14 protein-coding genes are annotated in these 17,983 nt (G+C 50.5%); 10 read left to right on the top strand and 4 right to left on the bottom strand.

All coding sequences use genetic code 11. The features are described 5' to 3' along the window. Positions 1 to 105: 105 nt before the first annotated feature. From cysT to GCU39_RS18925, 9 genes are all read left to right on the top strand, one after another. On the top strand, positions 106 to 921 hold the full coding sequence (cysT, locus tag GCU39_RS18965) for a sulfate ABC transporter permease subunit CysT (protein WP_152394954.1): 816 nt from the start codon (positions 106 to 108) through the stop codon (positions 919 to 921). Continuing rightward, positions 918 to 1,715, top strand: a complete 798-nt coding sequence (locus GCU39_RS18960) for a sulfate ABC transporter permease subunit (RefSeq protein ID WP_152394953.1) — start codon at positions 918 to 920, stop codon at positions 1,713 to 1,715. The genes cysT and GCU39_RS18960 overlap by 4 nt, the downstream gene beginning before the upstream one ends. A 2-nt stretch (positions 1,716 to 1,717) precedes the next feature. Continuing rightward, positions 1,718 to 2,782: a sulfate/molybdate ABC transporter ATP-binding protein gene (locus tag GCU39_RS18955; RefSeq protein WP_152394952.1), complete on the top strand. Its 1,065-nt coding sequence runs from the start codon at positions 1,718 to 1,720 to the stop codon at positions 2,780 to 2,782. A 38-nt stretch (positions 2,783 to 2,820) separates the two neighbouring features. After that, positions 2,821 to 3,903 (top strand): sulfate ABC transporter substrate-binding protein, encoded by a 1,083-nt coding sequence (locus GCU39_RS18950; protein ID WP_152394951.1) that lies wholly within the window; start codon positions 2,821 to 2,823, stop codon positions 3,901 to 3,903. A 480-nt stretch (positions 3,904 to 4,383) separates the two neighbouring features. Continuing rightward, a complete protein-coding gene (locus tag GCU39_RS18945) occupies positions 4,384 to 9,027 on the top strand; it encodes an S-layer homology domain-containing protein (RefSeq protein WP_193726545.1) in 4,644 nt (1,547 codons plus the stop codon). Positions 9,028 to 9,252: 225 nt separating this feature from the next. Beyond that, entirely contained in the window at positions 9,253 to 10,647 is a 1,395-nt protein-coding gene (locus GCU39_RS18940) for an extracellular solute-binding protein (RefSeq protein ID WP_152394949.1), read from the top strand. Between the two features lie 73 nt (positions 10,648 to 10,720). Beyond that, positions 10,721 to 11,608, top strand: coding sequence for a carbohydrate ABC transporter permease (locus GCU39_RS18935; protein ID WP_152394948.1), 888 nt, complete (start codon positions 10,721 to 10,723; stop codon positions 11,606 to 11,608). Then, positions 11,605 to 12,432, top strand: a complete 828-nt coding sequence (locus GCU39_RS18930) for a carbohydrate ABC transporter permease (protein ID WP_152394947.1) — start codon at positions 11,605 to 11,607, stop codon at positions 12,430 to 12,432. The genes GCU39_RS18935 and GCU39_RS18930 overlap by 4 nt, the downstream gene beginning before the upstream one ends. A 67-nt stretch (positions 12,433 to 12,499) precedes the next feature. Then, on the top strand, positions 12,500 to 12,805 hold the full coding sequence (locus GCU39_RS18925) for an MTH1187 family thiamine-binding protein (RefSeq protein ID WP_152394946.1): 306 nt from the start codon (positions 12,500 to 12,502) through the stop codon (positions 12,803 to 12,805). 65 nt (positions 12,806 to 12,870) lie between these two features. Here GCU39_RS18925 and GCU39_RS18920 read toward each other — a convergent pair whose 3' ends face one another. Genes GCU39_RS18920 through GCU39_RS18910 form a run of 3 tightly spaced genes read right to left on the bottom strand, consistent with a single transcriptional unit; the run spans position 12,871 to position 15,758 of the window. Next, positions 12,871 to 13,746: a sugar phosphate isomerase/epimerase family protein gene (locus GCU39_RS18920; RefSeq protein ID WP_152394945.1), complete on the bottom strand. Its 876-nt coding sequence runs from the start codon at positions 13,744 to 13,746 to the stop codon at positions 12,871 to 12,873. Between the two features lie 51 nt (positions 13,747 to 13,797). Next, complete coding sequence (locus GCU39_RS18915) at positions 13,798 to 14,655, bottom strand: sugar phosphate isomerase/epimerase family protein (protein WP_152394944.1); 858 nt, start codon at positions 14,653 to 14,655, stop codon at positions 13,798 to 13,800. 44 nt (positions 14,656 to 14,699) lie between these two features. Beyond that, on the bottom strand, positions 14,700 to 15,758 hold the full coding sequence (locus GCU39_RS18910; protein ID WP_152394943.1) for a Gfo/Idh/MocA family protein: 1,059 nt from the start codon (positions 15,756 to 15,758) through the stop codon (positions 14,700 to 14,702). 307 nt (positions 15,759 to 16,065) lie between these two features. Between GCU39_RS18910 and GCU39_RS18905 the strand changes: the two genes are divergently transcribed. Next, the gene (locus tag GCU39_RS18905; RefSeq protein WP_152394942.1) at positions 16,066 to 16,941 is read left to right on the top strand and encodes an AraC family transcriptional regulator; all 876 of its coding nucleotides are present in this window, start codon (positions 16,066 to 16,068) and stop codon (positions 16,939 to 16,941) included. Positions 16,942 to 17,006: 65 nt separating this feature from the next. On the opposite strand, the gene GCU39_RS18900 is transcribed toward GCU39_RS18905, so the two are convergent. Then, positions 17,007 to 17,903 carry a helix-turn-helix domain-containing protein gene (locus GCU39_RS18900; protein ID WP_152394941.1) on the bottom strand — a complete coding sequence of 299 codons (897 nt, stop codon included), beginning with the start codon at positions 17,901 to 17,903 and terminating at the stop codon, positions 17,007 to 17,009. Positions 17,904 to 17,983 lie beyond the last annotated feature (80 nt).

The raw sequence follows: 17,983 nt of genomic DNA, 5'->3' as shown, positions 1-17,983 counted from the left end.
AGATTTAGTCATTGACGTTATTCGGTAACAAGTGGTAGAGTGTTCATAATACCAAGTAAATAAATAGGAATTATATGAACTTCGCTGCACGAGGAGGATCTAGGCATGAATGGCATTTTGCGTCACAAAGGATGGAGTTGGGGATTTCGGAGTACAGTCATGCTGTATTTTATCGTACTCATTGCCTTGCCAATTATCGGTGTATACACCAAGTCATTCTCGCTCGGATGGAGCGCGTTCACGGATAGCGTAAGCGATCCGCTTGCTTGGAAGTCAATCCTATTGACCTTGAAGCTGTCGCTGATTGCAACGGCGATCAATATACTCATTGGCACGATGATTGCATGGGTATTGAATCGATATCAATTTATAGGTCGTACCTTCTTGAACAGCCTCGTGGATCTCCCCTTCGCTTTACCAACCGCTGTCGGCGGATTAATGATTCTATTGCTGCTCGGCCCGAATAGCTGGGTAGGTTCATTGGCAGAGCAATTGGGTATGCCGATTGTATTCCATGAGCCGGCGATCGTGATCGCCATGGTCTTCGTGACATTTCCATTCGTTATTCGTGCCATTCAACCACTGCTTGAAGAACTAGATAAATCCGAAGAAGAAGCAGCTTATTTGCTCGGCGCTTCGAGGTTCCATGTGTTTCGTCGTGTCATTTTGCCATCGATTCTTCCAGGCGTGTTAAGTGGAGCGATGCTCGCATTCTCGCGTGCGCTGGCAGAGTTTGGTGCAGTGGTGCTTGTCGCGGGGAATATTCCGGGCAAGACGCTCATTGCTTCGGTTTACATTTTTGGCGAGGTTGAGAGTGATAATCCCCAGGGTGCAGCAGCGGTATCGATTCTATTATTGTCGTTATCGTTCCTTATTTTATGGCTTGTGAACTGGGTGCAGATGAGGAGGCATGCCAAGTGAGACGTATGTTAATCATGCTAACCTATCTCGTATTCATCGTCTTGCTAATTGTCCCCCTTATTAAAATTGGTACGGGTGCCTGGCAGGAAGGGCTTGATGGACTTATCCATGCGATTACCAGACCAGAGGCCATTCACGCACTGATGATGACCGGTTGGATTGTCGTGGTCGTGACGTTATTGAATACGATCTTTGGCGTCATGCTCGCGATGTATTTAGTTCGAGGGACGTGGATGGGCTCTCGGCTGAAACAGTTCTTAAATAGCATCGTGGATTTACCTTTTGCCGTATCGCCGGTCATCGGGGGATTGATGATTGTGTTGATCCTTGGTCCGAGTACGACCATTGGGGCGTTCTTCGAATCGATCGGCTTCAAAATCGTCTATGCGTTCCCGGGCATGGTGCTGGCTACGCTATTCGTTACTTTTCCGCTGATGGTGCGCGAAGTGATGCCAGTCCTGCAAGAAGTCGGTACGCAGCAGGAAGAGGCGGCTTCGACGCTTGGCGCATATGGCTGGACGACATTCTGGAAAGTCACGTGGCCGCTCATTCGGTTCGGCGTGATCTACGGGGTCGTACTGACAATTGCAAGGTCGCTTGGAGAGTTCGGTGCGGTGCTCGTCGTATCCGGGAACGTGATGAATAAGACCCAGACCGCGACGACCCTCGTCTATCAAGATGTCGAGAATTTCAATGTGGTGTCCGCGAATGGCGTGGCATTGGTGCTTGCGGTGTTCTCCGTGCTGCTGCTGTTGTTTATGGAATGGGCCAAAAGAAGAAGGGGAGTGCATTAACGATGCATATTGAAGTGTCGGGATTAAATAAACATTTTGGTCAATTTCACGCGGTGAAAGATGTTAGCTTCTCGATTGAAAAAGGACATTTGATCGGGCTGCTCGGTCCGAGCGGCGGCGGAAAAACGTCGATTCTTCGGATGCTGGCGGGGCTCGAATCCCCGGATTCCGGGGATATCCTCTTCCATGGACGACGCGTCAATGATCTGCCTCCGCAGGAGCGCGGCATTGGATTCGTGTTCCAGAACTATGCATTATTCAAGCACATGACGGTCTATGATAATATCGCGTTCGGTCTGAAAATTAAGAAGCAATCGAAGCAGCAGATCAAATCACGCGTAATGGAGCTCGTCGAATTGACGGGGCTGTCCGGGTTCGAACATCGTTATCCGCATCAGCTGTCAGGCGGACAGCGGCAGCGTGTGGCGTTCGCGCGGGCACTTGCTCCCGAGCCGCAATTGCTGCTGTTAGATGAGCCATTCGCCGCGATTGATGCGAAAATTCGGCAGGAGCTACGAACTTGGTTGCGCGACCTGATTGAGCGTGTAGGCATTACGTCGATCTTTGTTACGCACGACCAGGATGAAGCAATTGAGGTCGCTGATGAGATTATGATCATTAGTCAGGGGCGTGTCGAGCAGAAGGGTACCCCTTGGGATATATACAAGTCGCCGCAGACGCCTTTCGTTGCGAGCTTTATCGGTGAGTCGTCGATCGTCGACAACATTTCAGAATTAAAAGGCTTCGAGGATGCGGCGCATTGGCCGAGTACCAAAGCGCTCATTCGTCCGGAGTATATCGAGATTGGCAGTCGGCAGGAGTTCCCGATTGCTTCTGCGACGGAGAGAGGGCGTATTAAGCATATTCATTTCCGCGGCAGTGAATGGATGGTTGAAGTGGTGGTTGGTCAGCATACGTTGATTACGTATCGTTCTTTGGAGAAGGAAGTGCTGCATCCAGGGGATGAGATCCATGTGCTGATTCATCGTGCTTATCTGTTTAATGATCAGGACAGCTGGATGATGGAGAATCGGATGAAGGTTGATCCGATGCCGGTTCATATTTAGATGAGGCCTCCAATACAACCGAGAAAAGAGGAAATGTGATGCAACCGAAGCGTGCGCGCTCTGCGCTGATATTACTCATAATGATCTGCCTGCTTAGCGCCTTTACGACGGCTTGCGGCGGCGCATCACAGCCTTCGGCTTCGACGGCCGGCGCTGCGGCCGCACCGAAATCGTCGGCTGAAGGTCAAGAGGTGACACTCGTGATTGGCGCTTATAGCGTGGTGAAAGATGCGCTGCAGAATATTTTGCCGGGGTTCCAGGCGTATTGGCTCCAGAAGACGGGCCAGCGCGTTACGTTCCAAGAGTCTTATGAGGCTTCAGGAACGCAGGCGAGAGCGATTGTCGGCGGCTTCGAGGCCGATGTTACCTTGCTCGCAATGGAAGGCGATATCGACAAATTAACGAAGGCTAAATTGATCACGCACGAATGGAAGAAGAGTGCGAATCAAGGCATGATCACGGATTCGATCGTGGTGCTCGGTACACGTCCAGGGAATCCGCTCGGGATTAAGGATTGGGAGGACCTGATGAAGCCGGGGGTTAAGGTGCTGTACCCGAATCCGAAGACATCCGGCGGCGCACAGTGGGATATCAATGCGATCTATGGCGCGGGTCTCAAGGCTTCGGAAGCCAAGGGCGCGAAGGACCCTGCCTTCGCCAAGCAGTATCTGGAACGCGTGCATCAGAACATTGAGTCGCTCGATAAGAGCGGACGCGCATCGATGGCTGCGTTCGAATACGGCGTTGGAGATGTTATTGTGACGTATGAGAACGAACTCCTCGCACGCATTGGGCAAGGGAAGAAGTATGATATCGTTGTGCCGACGAATACGATTCGCATTGAGAATCCGGCAGCGGTCGTCGATAAGAACGTCGATAAGCACGGAACGAGGGAAGTTGCTGAAGCCTTCATCGATTATCTCGTGCAAGACGAGGCGCAGAAGGCATTCGCGGATGCCGGGTTTAGACCCGTGAATCCAGAGGTCTATGCGGCAGTCAAAGATCGGTATGCAACGCCGGCAGGATTATTCGATATTCAATATTTAGGCGGTTGGAAGGAAGTACGGGAGAAGCTGTATTCCAAGCGCGGCGTTTGGTATCAAGTGCTGGCTGGGATTTAACGTATATGGATAATGATGAGAAGCAGGGGCTGGGGCTCCTGCTTTTTCCTTTGAAAGATAATGTGTGGCGGCGAAGTCTTTCTTCTTAGATGTGTTGAGTAGGAGGCTACAATGGATTTCATACAGTGTAGGAGCGCCATTTTGACTTCATCGTGTTCTATGTTGGAGTTCATACACGATAGCGTGTCGAATTCGCCATCAGAGTGACTTCTAGTGGGAAAGTTCGTGCAGATATCCACTATAGGTGGAAAATTGCCGTCGTGAAGGTCCTCTATCCTGCAAATATCCATGATGATAGGATGGTGGGTGAAGAGAGGTAAAGGTATATAAGGTTAAAGGGACCGCCCAGTGATAAGCTGGACGGTTCTTCTCATGTTTGGTCATTCATCGACACGATACGACAATTTGTGAGAATTTTGAGAGAGGGTTTTGTTAAAATGTCACCAATACAACGAAGTGTGGGAAAGGATGGAAATATCAATGTCGTGGAATGTTCACCCGAATCAACGGACAAACACAGCAAGGTTTCGACCGCTCTTATCCATCGTGCTGGCGATATGTCTTATGATCCCGTACGGCGGACAAGCATTCGCGAACCCGGATGCAGCACCGCAGGTTGAATCGATAACAGCCGCCGTTGGCAGCGTGACTGGGGCAGTATATCAAGAGGTTGAAGTGCCGATTACCTTCCCTGCAGGAGGGACGATTAGCTCTTATGAGATGACCTTTACCTATGATCATGAAGCACTCGAGCTGCTCGGCATGGCGAACCAAATCGGAGGCACCTTCAACTTGCAAATGATTAGTGAAGGAACGGCGCATGCTGCATGGTCTCAGGAGCAGGATGCAACAATGGCCCTGAATCAGGTTGTGAATATCCTAAAATTCCAGATTAAGGGCACAGCATCGCTGGGGGACACACCGATCCGTATTCAACCGGAAACCTTCCGTGTTACGAACGCGCAAGCTCGTGAGTACACCGTGAATACGATCCCCGGTTATGTGACGGTGACGGATGCGGCCATGCCAGCGAAACCGAAGCTGCGTAACATGCGATCCCCTGGAGTAAATTTACCTCAAAGCTGGTCTTCCGTGGGCATGCTGAATCATTTCCCTGATTCGGAAGCGACTGCGCCGGATATGCTGCAATGGGGCGATGCGTTGTTTGCGGTATGGTCTGAAAAGGGCGATGCGACGAATCAGAAAAGTCAGATCTATGTCAAAAAGTATAATGGTGGAGCTTGGGAGTCCGTAGGTGACGCCTTGAACGTAAATAAACAGGAAGACGCGAATACGCCTCGAATGACCGTGTTCAATGATCAGCTCTATGTCGTCTGGAGCGAGACGATGTGGGGACAATCCATGATCCATCTGAAAAAACTGGAGAATGGCAATTGGGTGTCTGCTGAACCGCAGGGACAATTAGGTATGCAATACCCTGCTCATGCGAATGCCGAGAATCCGGATATCGTAAGCAACGCATATGGGCAAATGGCTATCGTATGGGAGGAAGCCGAAGGAGCTAAACACTGGATTAAAGGTATCGCTTTCGATGGGATGCAGTGGAACCCGATTGAACAGGGGAATGCGCTTAATCAGGCGAATGGGTATGAACCGCAGGTCGTCTCATTTCCGTATACCAATGACATTTGTTATCTCTGGAAGAGTGATTCAGAGATCGTGAGCCGATGCGTGAAATGGGGAGTACTGGGGGCGTCCGTTGCGACGCCAGGCAAGTCTTATGCCCCGTTAGGCACGAATAATGGGTTGGATGCGATGATCATTGATCAAGATGTTCAGTATATGCAGAATACTTATGATAGATGGACCACGACGAATCCGATCCCGCAAGGTGCTTTTGATGCAGCTGGCCACCCGGATCTTGCCGAAATTGATCAAGTTCGCTATGCGGCATGGAATGAGCAATTGGCTTTGGATGAAATTGTTCTAAGGATCGTGAAGCAGAAGAATAATGATTTTTGGAATTGGACATCGATTGGCGAGCAAGGTATTAGCGCAGCACCGAATGCGAAGCCCGTGCTTGCGGCGTACGGTAAGCCTAACGAGAGCGACGCATATATCGCATGGGAAGACCCGGATCACCGAATCCAAGTGGCTCGCTACGAGGGGTATCATCTTTATTACCACAAGTCCAAGGATGCTGTGGGTGTAACGGATGGCGGTAAATATGATATTGGCGATGAAGTGGAAGTCAGCACGAACATCAGTATGCTGAATCCGGGCTACCGATTCACAGGCTGGAATTCGGACCCTGACGGCAAAGGAACGACTTATCAACGCGACGATCGCATGGTATTGCAAGGAAATGTGCATCTCTATGCGCAATGGGCGCTGAACACGACGGAGTTCGTTCCGAACAATCTAGAAGGAGAGAATCTTAACCCTGCTGCGTACACAGCGGAATCCAAGCTTGCAGTGCTCGGAGATCGCCTCTACTTGGCTTGGACGGAAAATGATGAATCCTACACGAGAAAGTTGAACGTGAAGCAGTGGGATGCGAAGTCGCGGTCCTGGCATCTCATAGGGCAAGGACTGAACGCGGATCCAGATGCGCACGTAGATTCGATTGCACTGACATCATACAAGGACCGACTCATTGCCGCTTGGATCGAGAAGCGTCAGATTCATGTAAAACAATGGGATGGCACATCATGGACTCCAGCAGGGCCCGACGGGAGCGAAGTGTTGTCGAATCCGAACAATGTTGAGCCTTCGGCAATCAACTTGATGGCGCATGGCGATCATTTATATGCGATATGGGTAGAATCGTCAGAATATGATTTTGATCTACGGGCATACACGAAGCAGATCGTGATGAAACGGTATGATGGGTCGCGGTGGGAAGATGTGAAGATCGAGGAGGATACGTTCCTCCATCAGGGCAACCAGATTCATCCGAAGTTTCTATCCATGAAGGGGCTAACCGGCGACTCGATGTTACTTGCGACATGGGCGAATACGTACGATGGGGTAAGCAAACTACGCTTCAATGTCCTGGACGAAGAGAAGCTAACGCTTGCGGCGTTCAATGAAATTCAAGCGACAGATGAAGATGAATTGTTCGATCCTTCGCTTGCGCAGATGAATGGCGAACTTTATGCCGCATGGGCTAGTAAGAAGAATGATCGCGATATGCTTAATGCCTACCTTTGGGACGGATCGAATTGGAGCCCTGTTCCCGGCGGCGCGGTGCAGCAGGAGCGCGAAGATATGGAGCTCTATAATCCTGAGATGCTGGAAGTCGATGGTAAGCTGTACATTGGATGGGGCGAATGGACGAATCATCCGGACAGCGGGTTTGGCCGTGTTAAAGCGTACACCGGATCGGAATGGGTGGATATCGATGGTGGTGGATTGGCATGGGATAGCCTAGCCTATGGTGAAATGCTTAAACCGGATCTCGTCTCTTATAGCGATCATCTGTTTGTGACCTGGACGGAATCAGGAGCGGAGAGAAGCCGCGTTTACGTTGCTGGACGCATTCCTGTCTTCAATGTGACCTACAATGGCAACGGCCATACCTCAGGGAGCGTGCCGCCAACAAGCGAACCGGTGCCTAAAGGCAGCCCTATCACGGTGCTCCCGAACACCGGTAATCTCGCGAAGACAGGTTATACTTTTGGCGGTTGGAATACACAGGCTGATGGCAAGGGAACAACGTATGCCCCGAACGCAACATTAACGATGGGTACAACCAACATCACACTATACGCGGTATGGACACCGATTGCGCCTACGCCAGGTGGAAATCCAAGCAGCAGCGGCGACGCCACGAGTCCAAGTCGTCCGCAACCGACGGAAGAGCTGATCACCGTCGATGTCGAGAATGGGAAATCCGATGGAGATATCGTCTCCAAAGCGGTCATCAAACGCACGACCGATTTGAACGGTCGCAAGCGGGACGAAGTCATCTATACGCAGGAGCAGGTAGGCAAGACAATCGAACAACTGGCTGCAGCTAAATCGACCTCGGCAAAGATCGTCATTCCGGATGTGAAGGATGAAGTGTCAGAATTGCAGATCAAGCTGCCGAGAGCGTCGATTGCAAAGCTCTTGGAGCACAAAATCGACCTCGAATTCGTGACGCCAAACGCACGCATTGCGATTCCGAACGCCTCCTTGGCTGGATTAACGGATGATGTCTATTTCCGCTTGGTGCCGATCAAGCAGGAGAATGAACGCAAGGCTGTCGAGCAGCGTGCGAAAACCGAGCAAGTCGTGCGCGAATACGCGGGGAACGCTTCGATCACGGTTGTGGGACGTCCAATGACGATTGAGACGAATATGCAGAGCCGACCGGTAACGCTCGTACTGCCATTGCCACAGGATGTGAAGCAAGAACAGCTTGATCAATTGGGTATTTTCATCGAGCATAGCGATGGCGAGAAGGAAGTCGTACAAGGAGAGATTGTTCCATACGACAAGAAGGGCAAGCTTGGTATCCGGTTCACCATTCAGAAGTTCAGCACCTTTACAGTGATTGATATGAATGGGCTGGCGAAGAAGCATAAGGCCTACATCCATGGTTACCCTGACGGCACGTTCGGACCAAATCGCTCCATTACGCGAGCGGAGATGGCAACGATGCTCGTCCGCGTGTTCGACAAGCCGATGAAGGATACGAGAGTCGTGTATCCAGATGTTCTGGCATCGCATTGGGCACATGACGCGATTGAACACGCGACGCGCATGGGCATCATGAGCGGCTACCTGGATGGAAGCTTCCGTCCGGACGCACAGATGACGCGTGCTGAAATGGCAAGTGTCGCTGCAAGGCTGAAGGACGAGAAGAAGCAAGTCCCGACTGCCAAATACCCAGACACGGCGGGACACTGGGCTGAAGCATGGATTGAGCAAGTGAGCACTGCCGGCGTAATGAAGGGCTATGAAGATGGTACGTTTCGTCCAGCTCAAGCGTTGACGCGTGCAGAGGCCGTCGTCCTCATCAACCATTTGCTAGATAGAGGTCCGCTACAAGGTGCGCCGAAGAAGTGGAACGATGTGGCTGAGGCAAGCTGGACTTACGGCGATATTCAAGAGGCATCGACGAATCACGCTTATGTGAAAAAAGAGCAGGGAGAAGCATGGAAGTCATCGAAGTAATGTGATAATTGTACGTGTTTACAAGACCGTCTGGTGTATACTGGGCGGTCTTGAGTGATTTGTTTGGAGAAACAAACTTGGTAACAATAGGTATTTATCCCATTTTATAGATTTTTATCCCTGCTAGATTGTGCATGTCTTTAATATTCATGTAATGACACGAGGGCAGGCCTGCTCGGCCTGCCTCCTTGTCCATGATTTACTGAATATAACGGAGGGGTGCACATGAAGAGAAGGAAGGGCCTGACACTATTGTTGATCTCGATGCTGACATTATCGCTTGCATTGTCAGCATGCGGCAGCAGCAAGACGACGGAAGGAGAAAAGAAAACGGAAGGAGGAACGACGACGCCAACGACGCCGACGCCTGCACCAGAGGTAAAGCCGGAGCCTGAGAAGGTGGAAGAATTCAGCGTCATTCTGCGGCATATCAATGTACGCGATACGGCGAAGAAGACGCTGCAGCAGCTTGAGGATGTGGTGAAGAAGACAGAGGCGGATGTACCTGGTCTGAAGTTCCAGCTCGACGGTGTTGAGGATACGGTCAACCGGAACGTGAAGCTAAAGGCCGAGATGCAAGCCGGAACCCAGCCTCCGATCTTCAGTCTGTTCGGCGGCGATGATACGAAGAGCTACGCAGCAGCAGGTAGGTTGCTGCCATTGAACGATATCATGTCGGAGCTTGGCCTATCGGATGCCTTCTTTAACTTAAGGGAATTCACGGTTGACGGGAAAATTTACGGCTTACCGGATGCAGGGTTCATTGAAGGCTTCTTCTATAACAAGAAAATGTTCGAAGACGCAGGTGTGCAAGTGCCGAAGACATATGATGAGTTCTTGAAAGTCTGCGAAGCGCTCAAAGCGAAAGGCATCACGCCGATTGCGCTTGGGGCAGGGGCAGCGGATGGCTGGTCGGTGAATATGATCCTGAACTCCATGTTCGTTGGTCTTGGCGGTCCAGAGCTTCAAGAGGGATTCGCGGCAGGCACGACCAAATGGACGGATCCGCCTGTCCTGGAAGCGCTCAAACGGGTCAAAGAATTGAAAGACAAAGGGTACTTTGACAAGAACGTATTGGGACTCAAGTATGCCCAAGGTCAAGCCGCTTTCTATACAGGCAAAGCAGCGATGTTATTTGACGGCAGCTGGGCCATCAACGCGATTGTTGGTGAGACATCTACGGTGAAGGATGTCGCCGGGTTCTATCGCTTCCCGGATGTCGGCGGTCCAGGGGACGGCTTCATTAACGGCGGCTGGTCGGCAGGTTATGGCTTCTCGGCGGCCTCGAATGAAAATGAGCTCAAGGCGATTAAAGCGTTCATCAAAAATTTCTACAACCTTGATATGCAGAAACGAGCACTGATCGAGCAGAGCCGGATCCCGGCGATGAAGGGCGTCTCTGACATCCAAGGCGCAAGCGAACTCGTGAAATCCGTTGGGGAAGCACAGGGCTCTGCGAAGGGCGCATTCCCGGCATTTGATTCTTTGGTATCGACGAAAGTCAAGGTAACCTTGGAGACGTCGATGCAAGAGCTGCTTGGAGGCAAATCCACGCCAGAGCAGGTCGCGGAGAAAGTGCAGAAAGCGCAAGATGCCGACAACGCAGCAGCGAAAAAATAATGGATAGAACGCAGCCGGGTCGCTCCCTTCACGGAATGCCCGGCTTCTTTTGATCAAGAAGGGAGAACCGAACATGAACCGGATTTTCCGTAATCATACGGCGTTTCTACTCTTTGTAATCCCGCCGCTTGTGCTTTATGCCGCATTCTACATCTTGCCGCTGTTCCGCTCGCTGCAGTATTCGATGACCAGCTGGAATGGGATCAATGAGCCGGTATTCAACGGATGGGACAACTTCTCGAAGGCGCTGAGCGACGAGCAATTCTGGATCGCGCTCAAGAACAATGTGTACTTCGTCTTGTTCTCCGTCTTCATTCAAGTCCCGGTGATCATATGGATCTCGATCCTCGTAAGCGGCGTGCGAAGATGGTTGGAATTCTACAAAATCACAGTCTATTTGCCAAGCATTCTGTCGACGGCCTCGGTGGCGGTCATCTGGCAGTTCGTCTACCAGCCGGAAGCGGGACTTGTGAATCAATTACTCAAGGGATTGGGGCTCGAATCATGGGTCAGGCTGTGGCTCGGCGATCCGGATACGTCGATGCTTGCCATTCTCGTGACGAATGGATGGCAGTGGACGGGGTTCTATATCGTGCTCGTTCTGGCTGCGATCTTCGCGATTCCGCGTGAGATTCTTGAAGCAGGGACGATGGATGGGGCTACTGGCTGGCGAAAAGCCTGGTTCCTCACCGTACCGTTAATCCGTCCGGTCGTTATTGTCGTGCTGCTATTATCCATCACAGGCGCGATGAAGGCGCTCGATATCGTGCTGATTATGACGAACGGCGGGCCATTCGGCAGCTCTGAGGTGATGGCGACCTATATGTACAAGCAAGCTTACTCCTACAGTGACTTTGGTTATGCGAATGCGATCTCGATCATCATCTGTTTATTTACCGCGATCATCTCACTTATTTTCCATCTGCTGACTCGCGTACGGAGAGGGGCGGATGAACTATGAGCTATCGGATCCGAAGGATCGTTCCGCATGTTGTGCTGCTCGTCTACGTCGTGATTGTGCTCTACCCGTTGTTGTTCGTCATCAACGCATCGCTGAAGAACAACTCGGAGATTACGACGAACCCGTGGGGGCTGCCGCAGCAGTGGTACTTCGAGAATTATACGAACGCCTTATCCAATGCGTTGTTCGGGCGTTATTTTCTGAATAGTCTATATATCAGCGCGACAGCGACGGTCCTTACCATTCTGTTGTCGACGGCGCTGGCCTTTGCTCTAACGCGTATGCGGTTCCGCCGTCCTGGTCAGCTTGTATATGGGTTCTTACTGCTCTCTCTGTTGATTCCGCCGGCTTCCTTGCTGATTCCTCTCTACATTATGGTGAAGGATGTTGGGCTCTATAACACGCCATTTGCGCTCATTGTCCCGTATACAACCTTCGGGCTGCCGCTGACGGTATTCATTATTGCCGCGTTCCTCAAGTCGATCCCAAGGGAATTGGAAGAAGCCGGTGTGGTAGATGGTTTATCGATTTATGGGGTGCTCGGACGTGTAGTGATCCCACTGACGATGCCGACGTTGGTCACAGTGTTTATTCTCAATTTCATCAACCATTGGAATGAATTCATTATGGCAAATCTGTTCCTCTCGACGCAGCAACTTAGGACCTTGCCGGTTGCGATTGTCGCTTTTGCCGATCAATTCAATATGAACTATGGCGCGTTGACGGCATCGATCACGATCAGCATCGTGCCAGTCATCATCATATATGCGTTGCTGCAGAAGAAGATTATTGAGGGCGTCGCAGCTGGCAGTATTAAAGGGTAGTCCTTTGGTAAATCGGCGATATCGTGTAAAATAGAGAGAACAAGATGAACCAGGGAGGATCCATACGATGGCTATAGCAGAACTTACCGTTATCCCGATTGGCACGGCATCCACAAGCCTGAGCGGCTATGTGGCGGATATGCAGCGGACGCTGGCTGAGGTAGAAGGCATTACGTATGAAATGACGGCGATGGGGACGATTATCGAAGGTCCGATCGAGCGGCTATTCGAGGCGATGCGCCGGCTGCATGAATGTCCGTTCCAAGCGGGGGCCGGTCGCGTATCGACGGTCATGAAGATCGATGACCGCCGGGATCAAGACAGTTCCGTCGCGCAGAAGCTCGCATCGGTACGAGCGAAGCTGAACGACTAGACTTGTCTATAAATCATAAGAAGACCCTTCCATGGTTCATTCGAACCGGAAGGGTCTTTGGCATCTTACTTGAATTGCTTCAAGAACTGAACGGCCTTCGCAATGTCTGCTTCAGGGTTCGTGCCTACTTCACGTTCAATCGTCAAGTAGCCAGTGTAGCCGATGTCCTGCAAGGCTTGAATATATGCCGGCCATGCGACTTTACCTTCGCCAAGCGGCACTTCACGGAAGAATTGGCCGTCCGTGACCATCTTCGCGATTTTCTCATGATCGAGCGGCTCGAAGCCAAGCGCGCCATAGATCAGGCGCGGATCCACTTCCTGCAGGCGAATACCGTCCTTCGCATGTGTATGCACGATGTAATCCTTCAGATTGTGTACGCCTTCGACCGGATCATCGCCTGTCACCATGACCATATTCGCTGGGTCGAAGTTGACGGATAAACCGTTCGTGCTCAGCGTATTAAGGAAGTCACGCAGGTGAGCGGAGCGCTCAGGACCCGTCTCGATCGCGAAGTACGCGTTGACGCTCGTCGCATAACGGCTGAGCTCTTCACATGCTGATTGCATTTCGTGGTAGACTTCGCTGTTCGTATCGTCCGGCACAATCCCGATATGCGTCGTGACGACGTTCGTGCCGAGTTCAACGGCAAGATCGAGGATGCGTTTGGATTTTTCGATTTTCCATGCGTTCTCGTTCTTGTCTTGGAAGCCGTGACCGCCTAGGTCGCCGACAAGTGCGGAAATCTCAAGTCCGAGCGATGCGATGTAATCTTTCAACTCTTTGCGCTGCGCGGTGGATAGGTTATCCGGATCCATCTCGCCTTTGACCGCATAGATTTGCACGCCGTCAGCGCCGACATTTTTAGCTTTGACGAGGCCTTCGCGTACGCCAACTTGGAAGCTATCGACGATGACGCCGATTTTATTTGGAATACCCATATTGATCTCTCCTTTTCACTACATCATAAGGCAAACGATAGTTACTATGATTTATACTTCATCCCAAATGCGACGGATGTTCTCAAGGCCAATCTCCGAAGCCTGGCGGCATTCTTCCATTCCTTCGAATTCAAGCGAGAGGTAACCGTCATAGCCGGATTGCTTCACAGCGCGAAGTACATCGCGCATCTTGATGTCGCCGTGTCCCGCAATTGCACCGCGCAGGTAGTTGCCGGACGACGTCGTGAACCAGCCGCGGCCAGGATTTTGACCCGCAGGACGGAGATAGAAGTCTTTAATATGAACCATCGAAGCAATGCCGATGTTCTTCTTCGTTGCAACAACGGAGTCTTCGTCGGAGCACATGAAGTTTCCGATATCGAGCGTCGTGCGGTAGTTTGGACGGTCAACGGCATGCACGAGCGCTTGCACGCGATCTGCGTTCTGAATGTAGTAGCCATGGTTCTCGACGCTTGTCGTGATGCCGTATTGCGCGGCATGATCCGCGATGCGGCGGCATGCGTCAGCCAACTTCGGCAGATCCGCGTTGAAGTTATTGATGGAAATGTCGCTGCGGCTTGCCACGTCATGGCGCATCAGCTTCACGCCGAGCGCAGCTGCGTTATCGACTTCTTTGATGACACGAGCAATCTCCGCTTCATAAGCAGCTTCGTCATCCGTAATGAAGTTCGCGCCGATCGCATAGTTCGAGATCTCGATGCCTTTCGCTTCTGCCGTCTGGCGGATCTCATCGATCAGTTCTGGGTTCTTGTTCAGATCGAAGCCGAGGGGAACGATCTCAATGTGTTCCGCGCCGTGATCTGCTGCCCATTCGATGGCTTGCAGCATGGTCAGCTGACCGGATTGCATGGCTTGATATAAACTATATGAACTTAATCCGAGTTTCATCTCGTACACTTCCTTTTATAAGTATGTTGACTTTTTGACTACCTCTAAAAATGGATTTCGATGCCTTTTTCAGCGGATTCGTAGATACCGCGCAGAATTTTCATGATCTCTACGCCATCTTCCACAGGGCTGATTGGCTCTTCGCCTGTTTTGACGCAGCGGATGAAGTTATCGATCTCCGATTGGAACGCGCGACCGAAGTCGAAGCTAGCTGCATCCGTCTGAGGTTTGATGTTCAAGATCGTGTCATATTTCTCCGTAGCAATGTAGATCTCAGGGTCGATTTCGAGACCGCCCTTTGTACCGAACAATTTCACAGTCGCCTCATCTTTTCTTGCATGCAGCGTGAAGCTCACGTCTACGAGGAGGGATGCGCCATTCTCGAAACGAATTAATGCGTTCGTCATATCTTCAACTGTATTTTTCTCAGCATCGTAGTCAGCCGCTTGGTAGAAGGAAAGGTTCTGAATGTTCGAACGGTTCCCCAGCTTGCGGTACGTGTTGCCGCTGACGGATTTTACTTTCGGTCTGCCCATCATGTACCAGCACAAGTCGATGACGTGTACGCCGATATCGATCAGTGGTCCTCCGCCGGAACGCTCAATATCCGAGAACCAGCCGCCTGGGTTGCCGAGACGACGAATGCTGGATGCTTTGGCATAATAGATTTCGCCAATGTCGCCATTGTCAATGAATTTGCGAAGCATTTGCGCATTCGGATCATAACGACGAACGACGCCGACTTGAAGGATTTTGTTCGACGAACGAACGACTTCTTGTAATTGAAGCGCTTCCTCAACGGTGCGACACAAAGGCTTCTCGACGAGAACATGCTTGCCTGCACGAATTGCTGCCGCGCTAATCTCCGCATGGGAATTATTCCACGTACAGATGCTTACCGCTTCGATTTCCGGATTCGCGAGCAGCTCATGGTAATCGGTGTACACTTTGGATGCACCATATTTATTTGCTTTGTCTTGCGCTCTTTGCTCATTCAAATCACATACCGCGTAAATCTCAACTTCTTTATTTCCTTTGTACGCATTAAAATGCGCCTCCGAGATGGAACCTGCGCCAATGACACCAATTTTAATTGTAGACATAATATTTTCTTGCTCCTCTCTTAATATAAATAGGTGTTCAAAAAGTCGACTTATTAGCACCGAGAAGGTTGGATGAAACAGAAGAAAGAGAAGCGCAGTTTAGGAGAAACCTAAATGAGCATCGGATTTCGAGGTTGAATGCAAGATTCGACGTCGAAAATCTTCCTGGACATTCCTCGTGATCATAAGGCGTTTTTTGAACTTCAACTATTAATCTTTATGTCTGTATTATATTATTTAGAGGAGGGAACTCCATGAAAAGCATTGCTGATGTTTTGTATTATTGTGCGATTTGAGGTGAGGCCAATTGGAAAAGCTGCAATCCCATCGTGAGCATATGGACATGCCTGACCCGCATTTTCCGCTCAAAATTCATCGAACGCGATTCACGGAATACGGCATGACTTGTTTTCCGCATCATTGGCATGAACATATCGAATTCCTTGTCATTGTCGAGGGGGAAGCGATGATTGAATGCAATTCGGAGCCGAGCTATGTATCGGGCGGGGACTTGGTTGTCGTGAATAGTACGGATTTGCACCATGGTGTGAATCTATCGGATAATTTGTTCTATTTTACCGTAATCGCCGACCCTTCTTTGCTGCACAGTCAGTCCGTGGATGCGGTGGAGACGAAGTACATTACGCCTATTACCCAGAATCAGATCTCGTTCCAGAATAAAATCTCGGAAGATGCCGACGTCAATGCCTGTCTGAAAAAACTGATCGAAGAGTATGACGGCCAGGAATTTGGCTATGAGCTCGCGGTCAAATCGGAATTGTACCGTCTGCTGACGATCCTGCTGCGCAAATATGTAGCACGGGTTCTGCCTGCAAATGAATATAAGACGAGAATCAAAAATCTAGAGCGGTTCGATCCGATTCTGCAATTTATTGAAGAGCATTATGCATCGAAAATGACGGTGGATGATCTGGCGAAGCAAGTCAATATGAGTCGGTTCCATTTCAGCCGTCTGTTCAAGGAGCTAACCGGGAAGACGATTTCGGACTACATCAATCATGTCCGGATTAATAATTCCGAATATATGCTGCACAATTCGTCCATGAGCATTTCGGAGATTGCGCTTGCGACGGGGTTCAACGATATTTATTATTTCAGCCGATTATTTAAAGCTTACAAAGGGGTTTCCCCATCCCATGTGCGCCGCATCGGACTGCACTAAAATCTCCATCAATGCATAAGAAAAGACGCCTGTATCCTTGTTGTAGGCGTCTTATTTGTGTGCTGTTATCGCGTAGCGGCTGTCACGGAATTGTGCAGACGCGGCCTGAAATGGGATGGTGCCGTTCCCGTCCATCTGCGGAATTGTCTTGAGAATTGGCTTGTCGATTCGAAGCCGAGTTCCTCGGCGATCTGTTCAATCGTCAGATTGGAATTGACGAGCAGGTGCTTCGCTTTGTTCAAGATCAGCCGGCTAATATATTGGCGCGGTGATTGTCCGTACACTTTGGTGAAAATTTTGCTGCATTGACTTCGACTGAGGCCAAGACCGGATGCAATATCACCGATCGTCCCTTTATAAGGCTGCTCCGTTCGCAGAATGTACTCCATCTCTCGCGCAATGGCTGTCTCACTGCTTGTTGCAGTGTAGGACGTCGCTCTAGATGCGGATACATCGGCTGCAGGCGGCATCTGATCGATAATTTTGCGTGAGAACCGCTCAATGAGACCCAGGATAAACGCTTGGACATGAAGGAATTGTATCGAACCGCGTAGCGTGTCACTCGTCGTCTGCAGCGCCTCCATCGACTGCTCCACAATCGTTAATTGCTGCCCGGTATCCGTGCCCATTTCCTCTGGGGTGAGAATAACATAATCGAATTGACAGAGTGCTGCGCGCAGCATCGGATCGTCCAGATCGAAATGAATATTGAAATAACGATACATGCTGTCTGAATAATTCATCATCTCGTGGGCGACACCTGACTTAAGAAGCATCCATTCACCGGTGCGAAGCGTTATCTCATGATCCCCAATTAAATGGACCGTGGACCCTTCAATACAGTGCAAGATTTCGAATAAAAAATGATGATGCCGTTCATAGCGCCACCCTGGCGGTTTGGTACCGAAATGGCAGCCAATGATCTGCATGGTGCTGGTCAGGTTCGGCAAATGGAGTTCCATACCCCGTCATCTCCTTGGGCAAGACGATTCAAGATTAATTTCTAATCCAAGTATAAGATTGCTAGAAAAAAAGGTCAAAT

The sequence above is a fragment of the Paenibacillus guangzhouensis genome, from assembly GCF_009363075.1.
Lineage (GTDB): Bacteria > Bacillota > Bacilli > Paenibacillales > Paenibacillaceae > Paenibacillus_K > Paenibacillus_K guangzhouensis.
This window is presented reverse-complemented; position numbering and strand designations above follow the sequence as displayed.

Coding starts and splice junctions, on each gene's coding strand:
- GCU39_RS18945 (WP_193726545.1), top strand. CDS start 4,384: ATGTCGTGGAATGTTCACCCGAATCAACGGACAAACACAGCAAGGTTT.
- GCU39_RS18930 (WP_152394947.1), top strand. CDS start 11,605: ATGAGCTATCGGATCCGAAGGATCGTTCCGCATGTTGTGCTGCTCGTC.
- GCU39_RS18900 (WP_152394941.1), bottom strand. CDS start 17,903: ATGGAACTCCATTTGCCGAACCTGACCAGCACCATGCAGATCATTGGC.
- GCU39_RS18910 (WP_152394943.1), bottom strand. CDS start 15,758: ATGTCTACAATTAAAATTGGTGTCATTGGCGCAGGTTCCATCTCGGAG.
- GCU39_RS18925 (WP_152394946.1), top strand. CDS start 12,500: ATGGCTATAGCAGAACTTACCGTTATCCCGATTGGCACGGCATCCACA.
- GCU39_RS18955 (WP_152394952.1), top strand. CDS start 1,718: ATGCATATTGAAGTGTCGGGATTAAATAAACATTTTGGTCAATTTCAC.
- GCU39_RS18940 (WP_152394949.1), top strand. CDS start 9,253: ATGAAGAGAAGGAAGGGCCTGACACTATTGTTGATCTCGATGCTGACA.
- GCU39_RS18935 (WP_152394948.1), top strand. CDS start 10,721: ATGAACCGGATTTTCCGTAATCATACGGCGTTTCTACTCTTTGTAATC.
- GCU39_RS18915 (WP_152394944.1), bottom strand. CDS start 14,655: ATGAAACTCGGATTAAGTTCATATAGTTTATATCAAGCCATGCAATCC.
- cysT (WP_152394954.1), top strand. CDS start 106: ATGAATGGCATTTTGCGTCACAAAGGATGGAGTTGGGGATTTCGGAGT.
- GCU39_RS18920 (WP_152394945.1), bottom strand. CDS start 13,746: ATGGGTATTCCAAATAAAATCGGCGTCATCGTCGATAGCTTCCAAGTT.
- GCU39_RS18950 (WP_152394951.1), top strand. CDS start 2,821: ATGCAACCGAAGCGTGCGCGCTCTGCGCTGATATTACTCATAATGATC.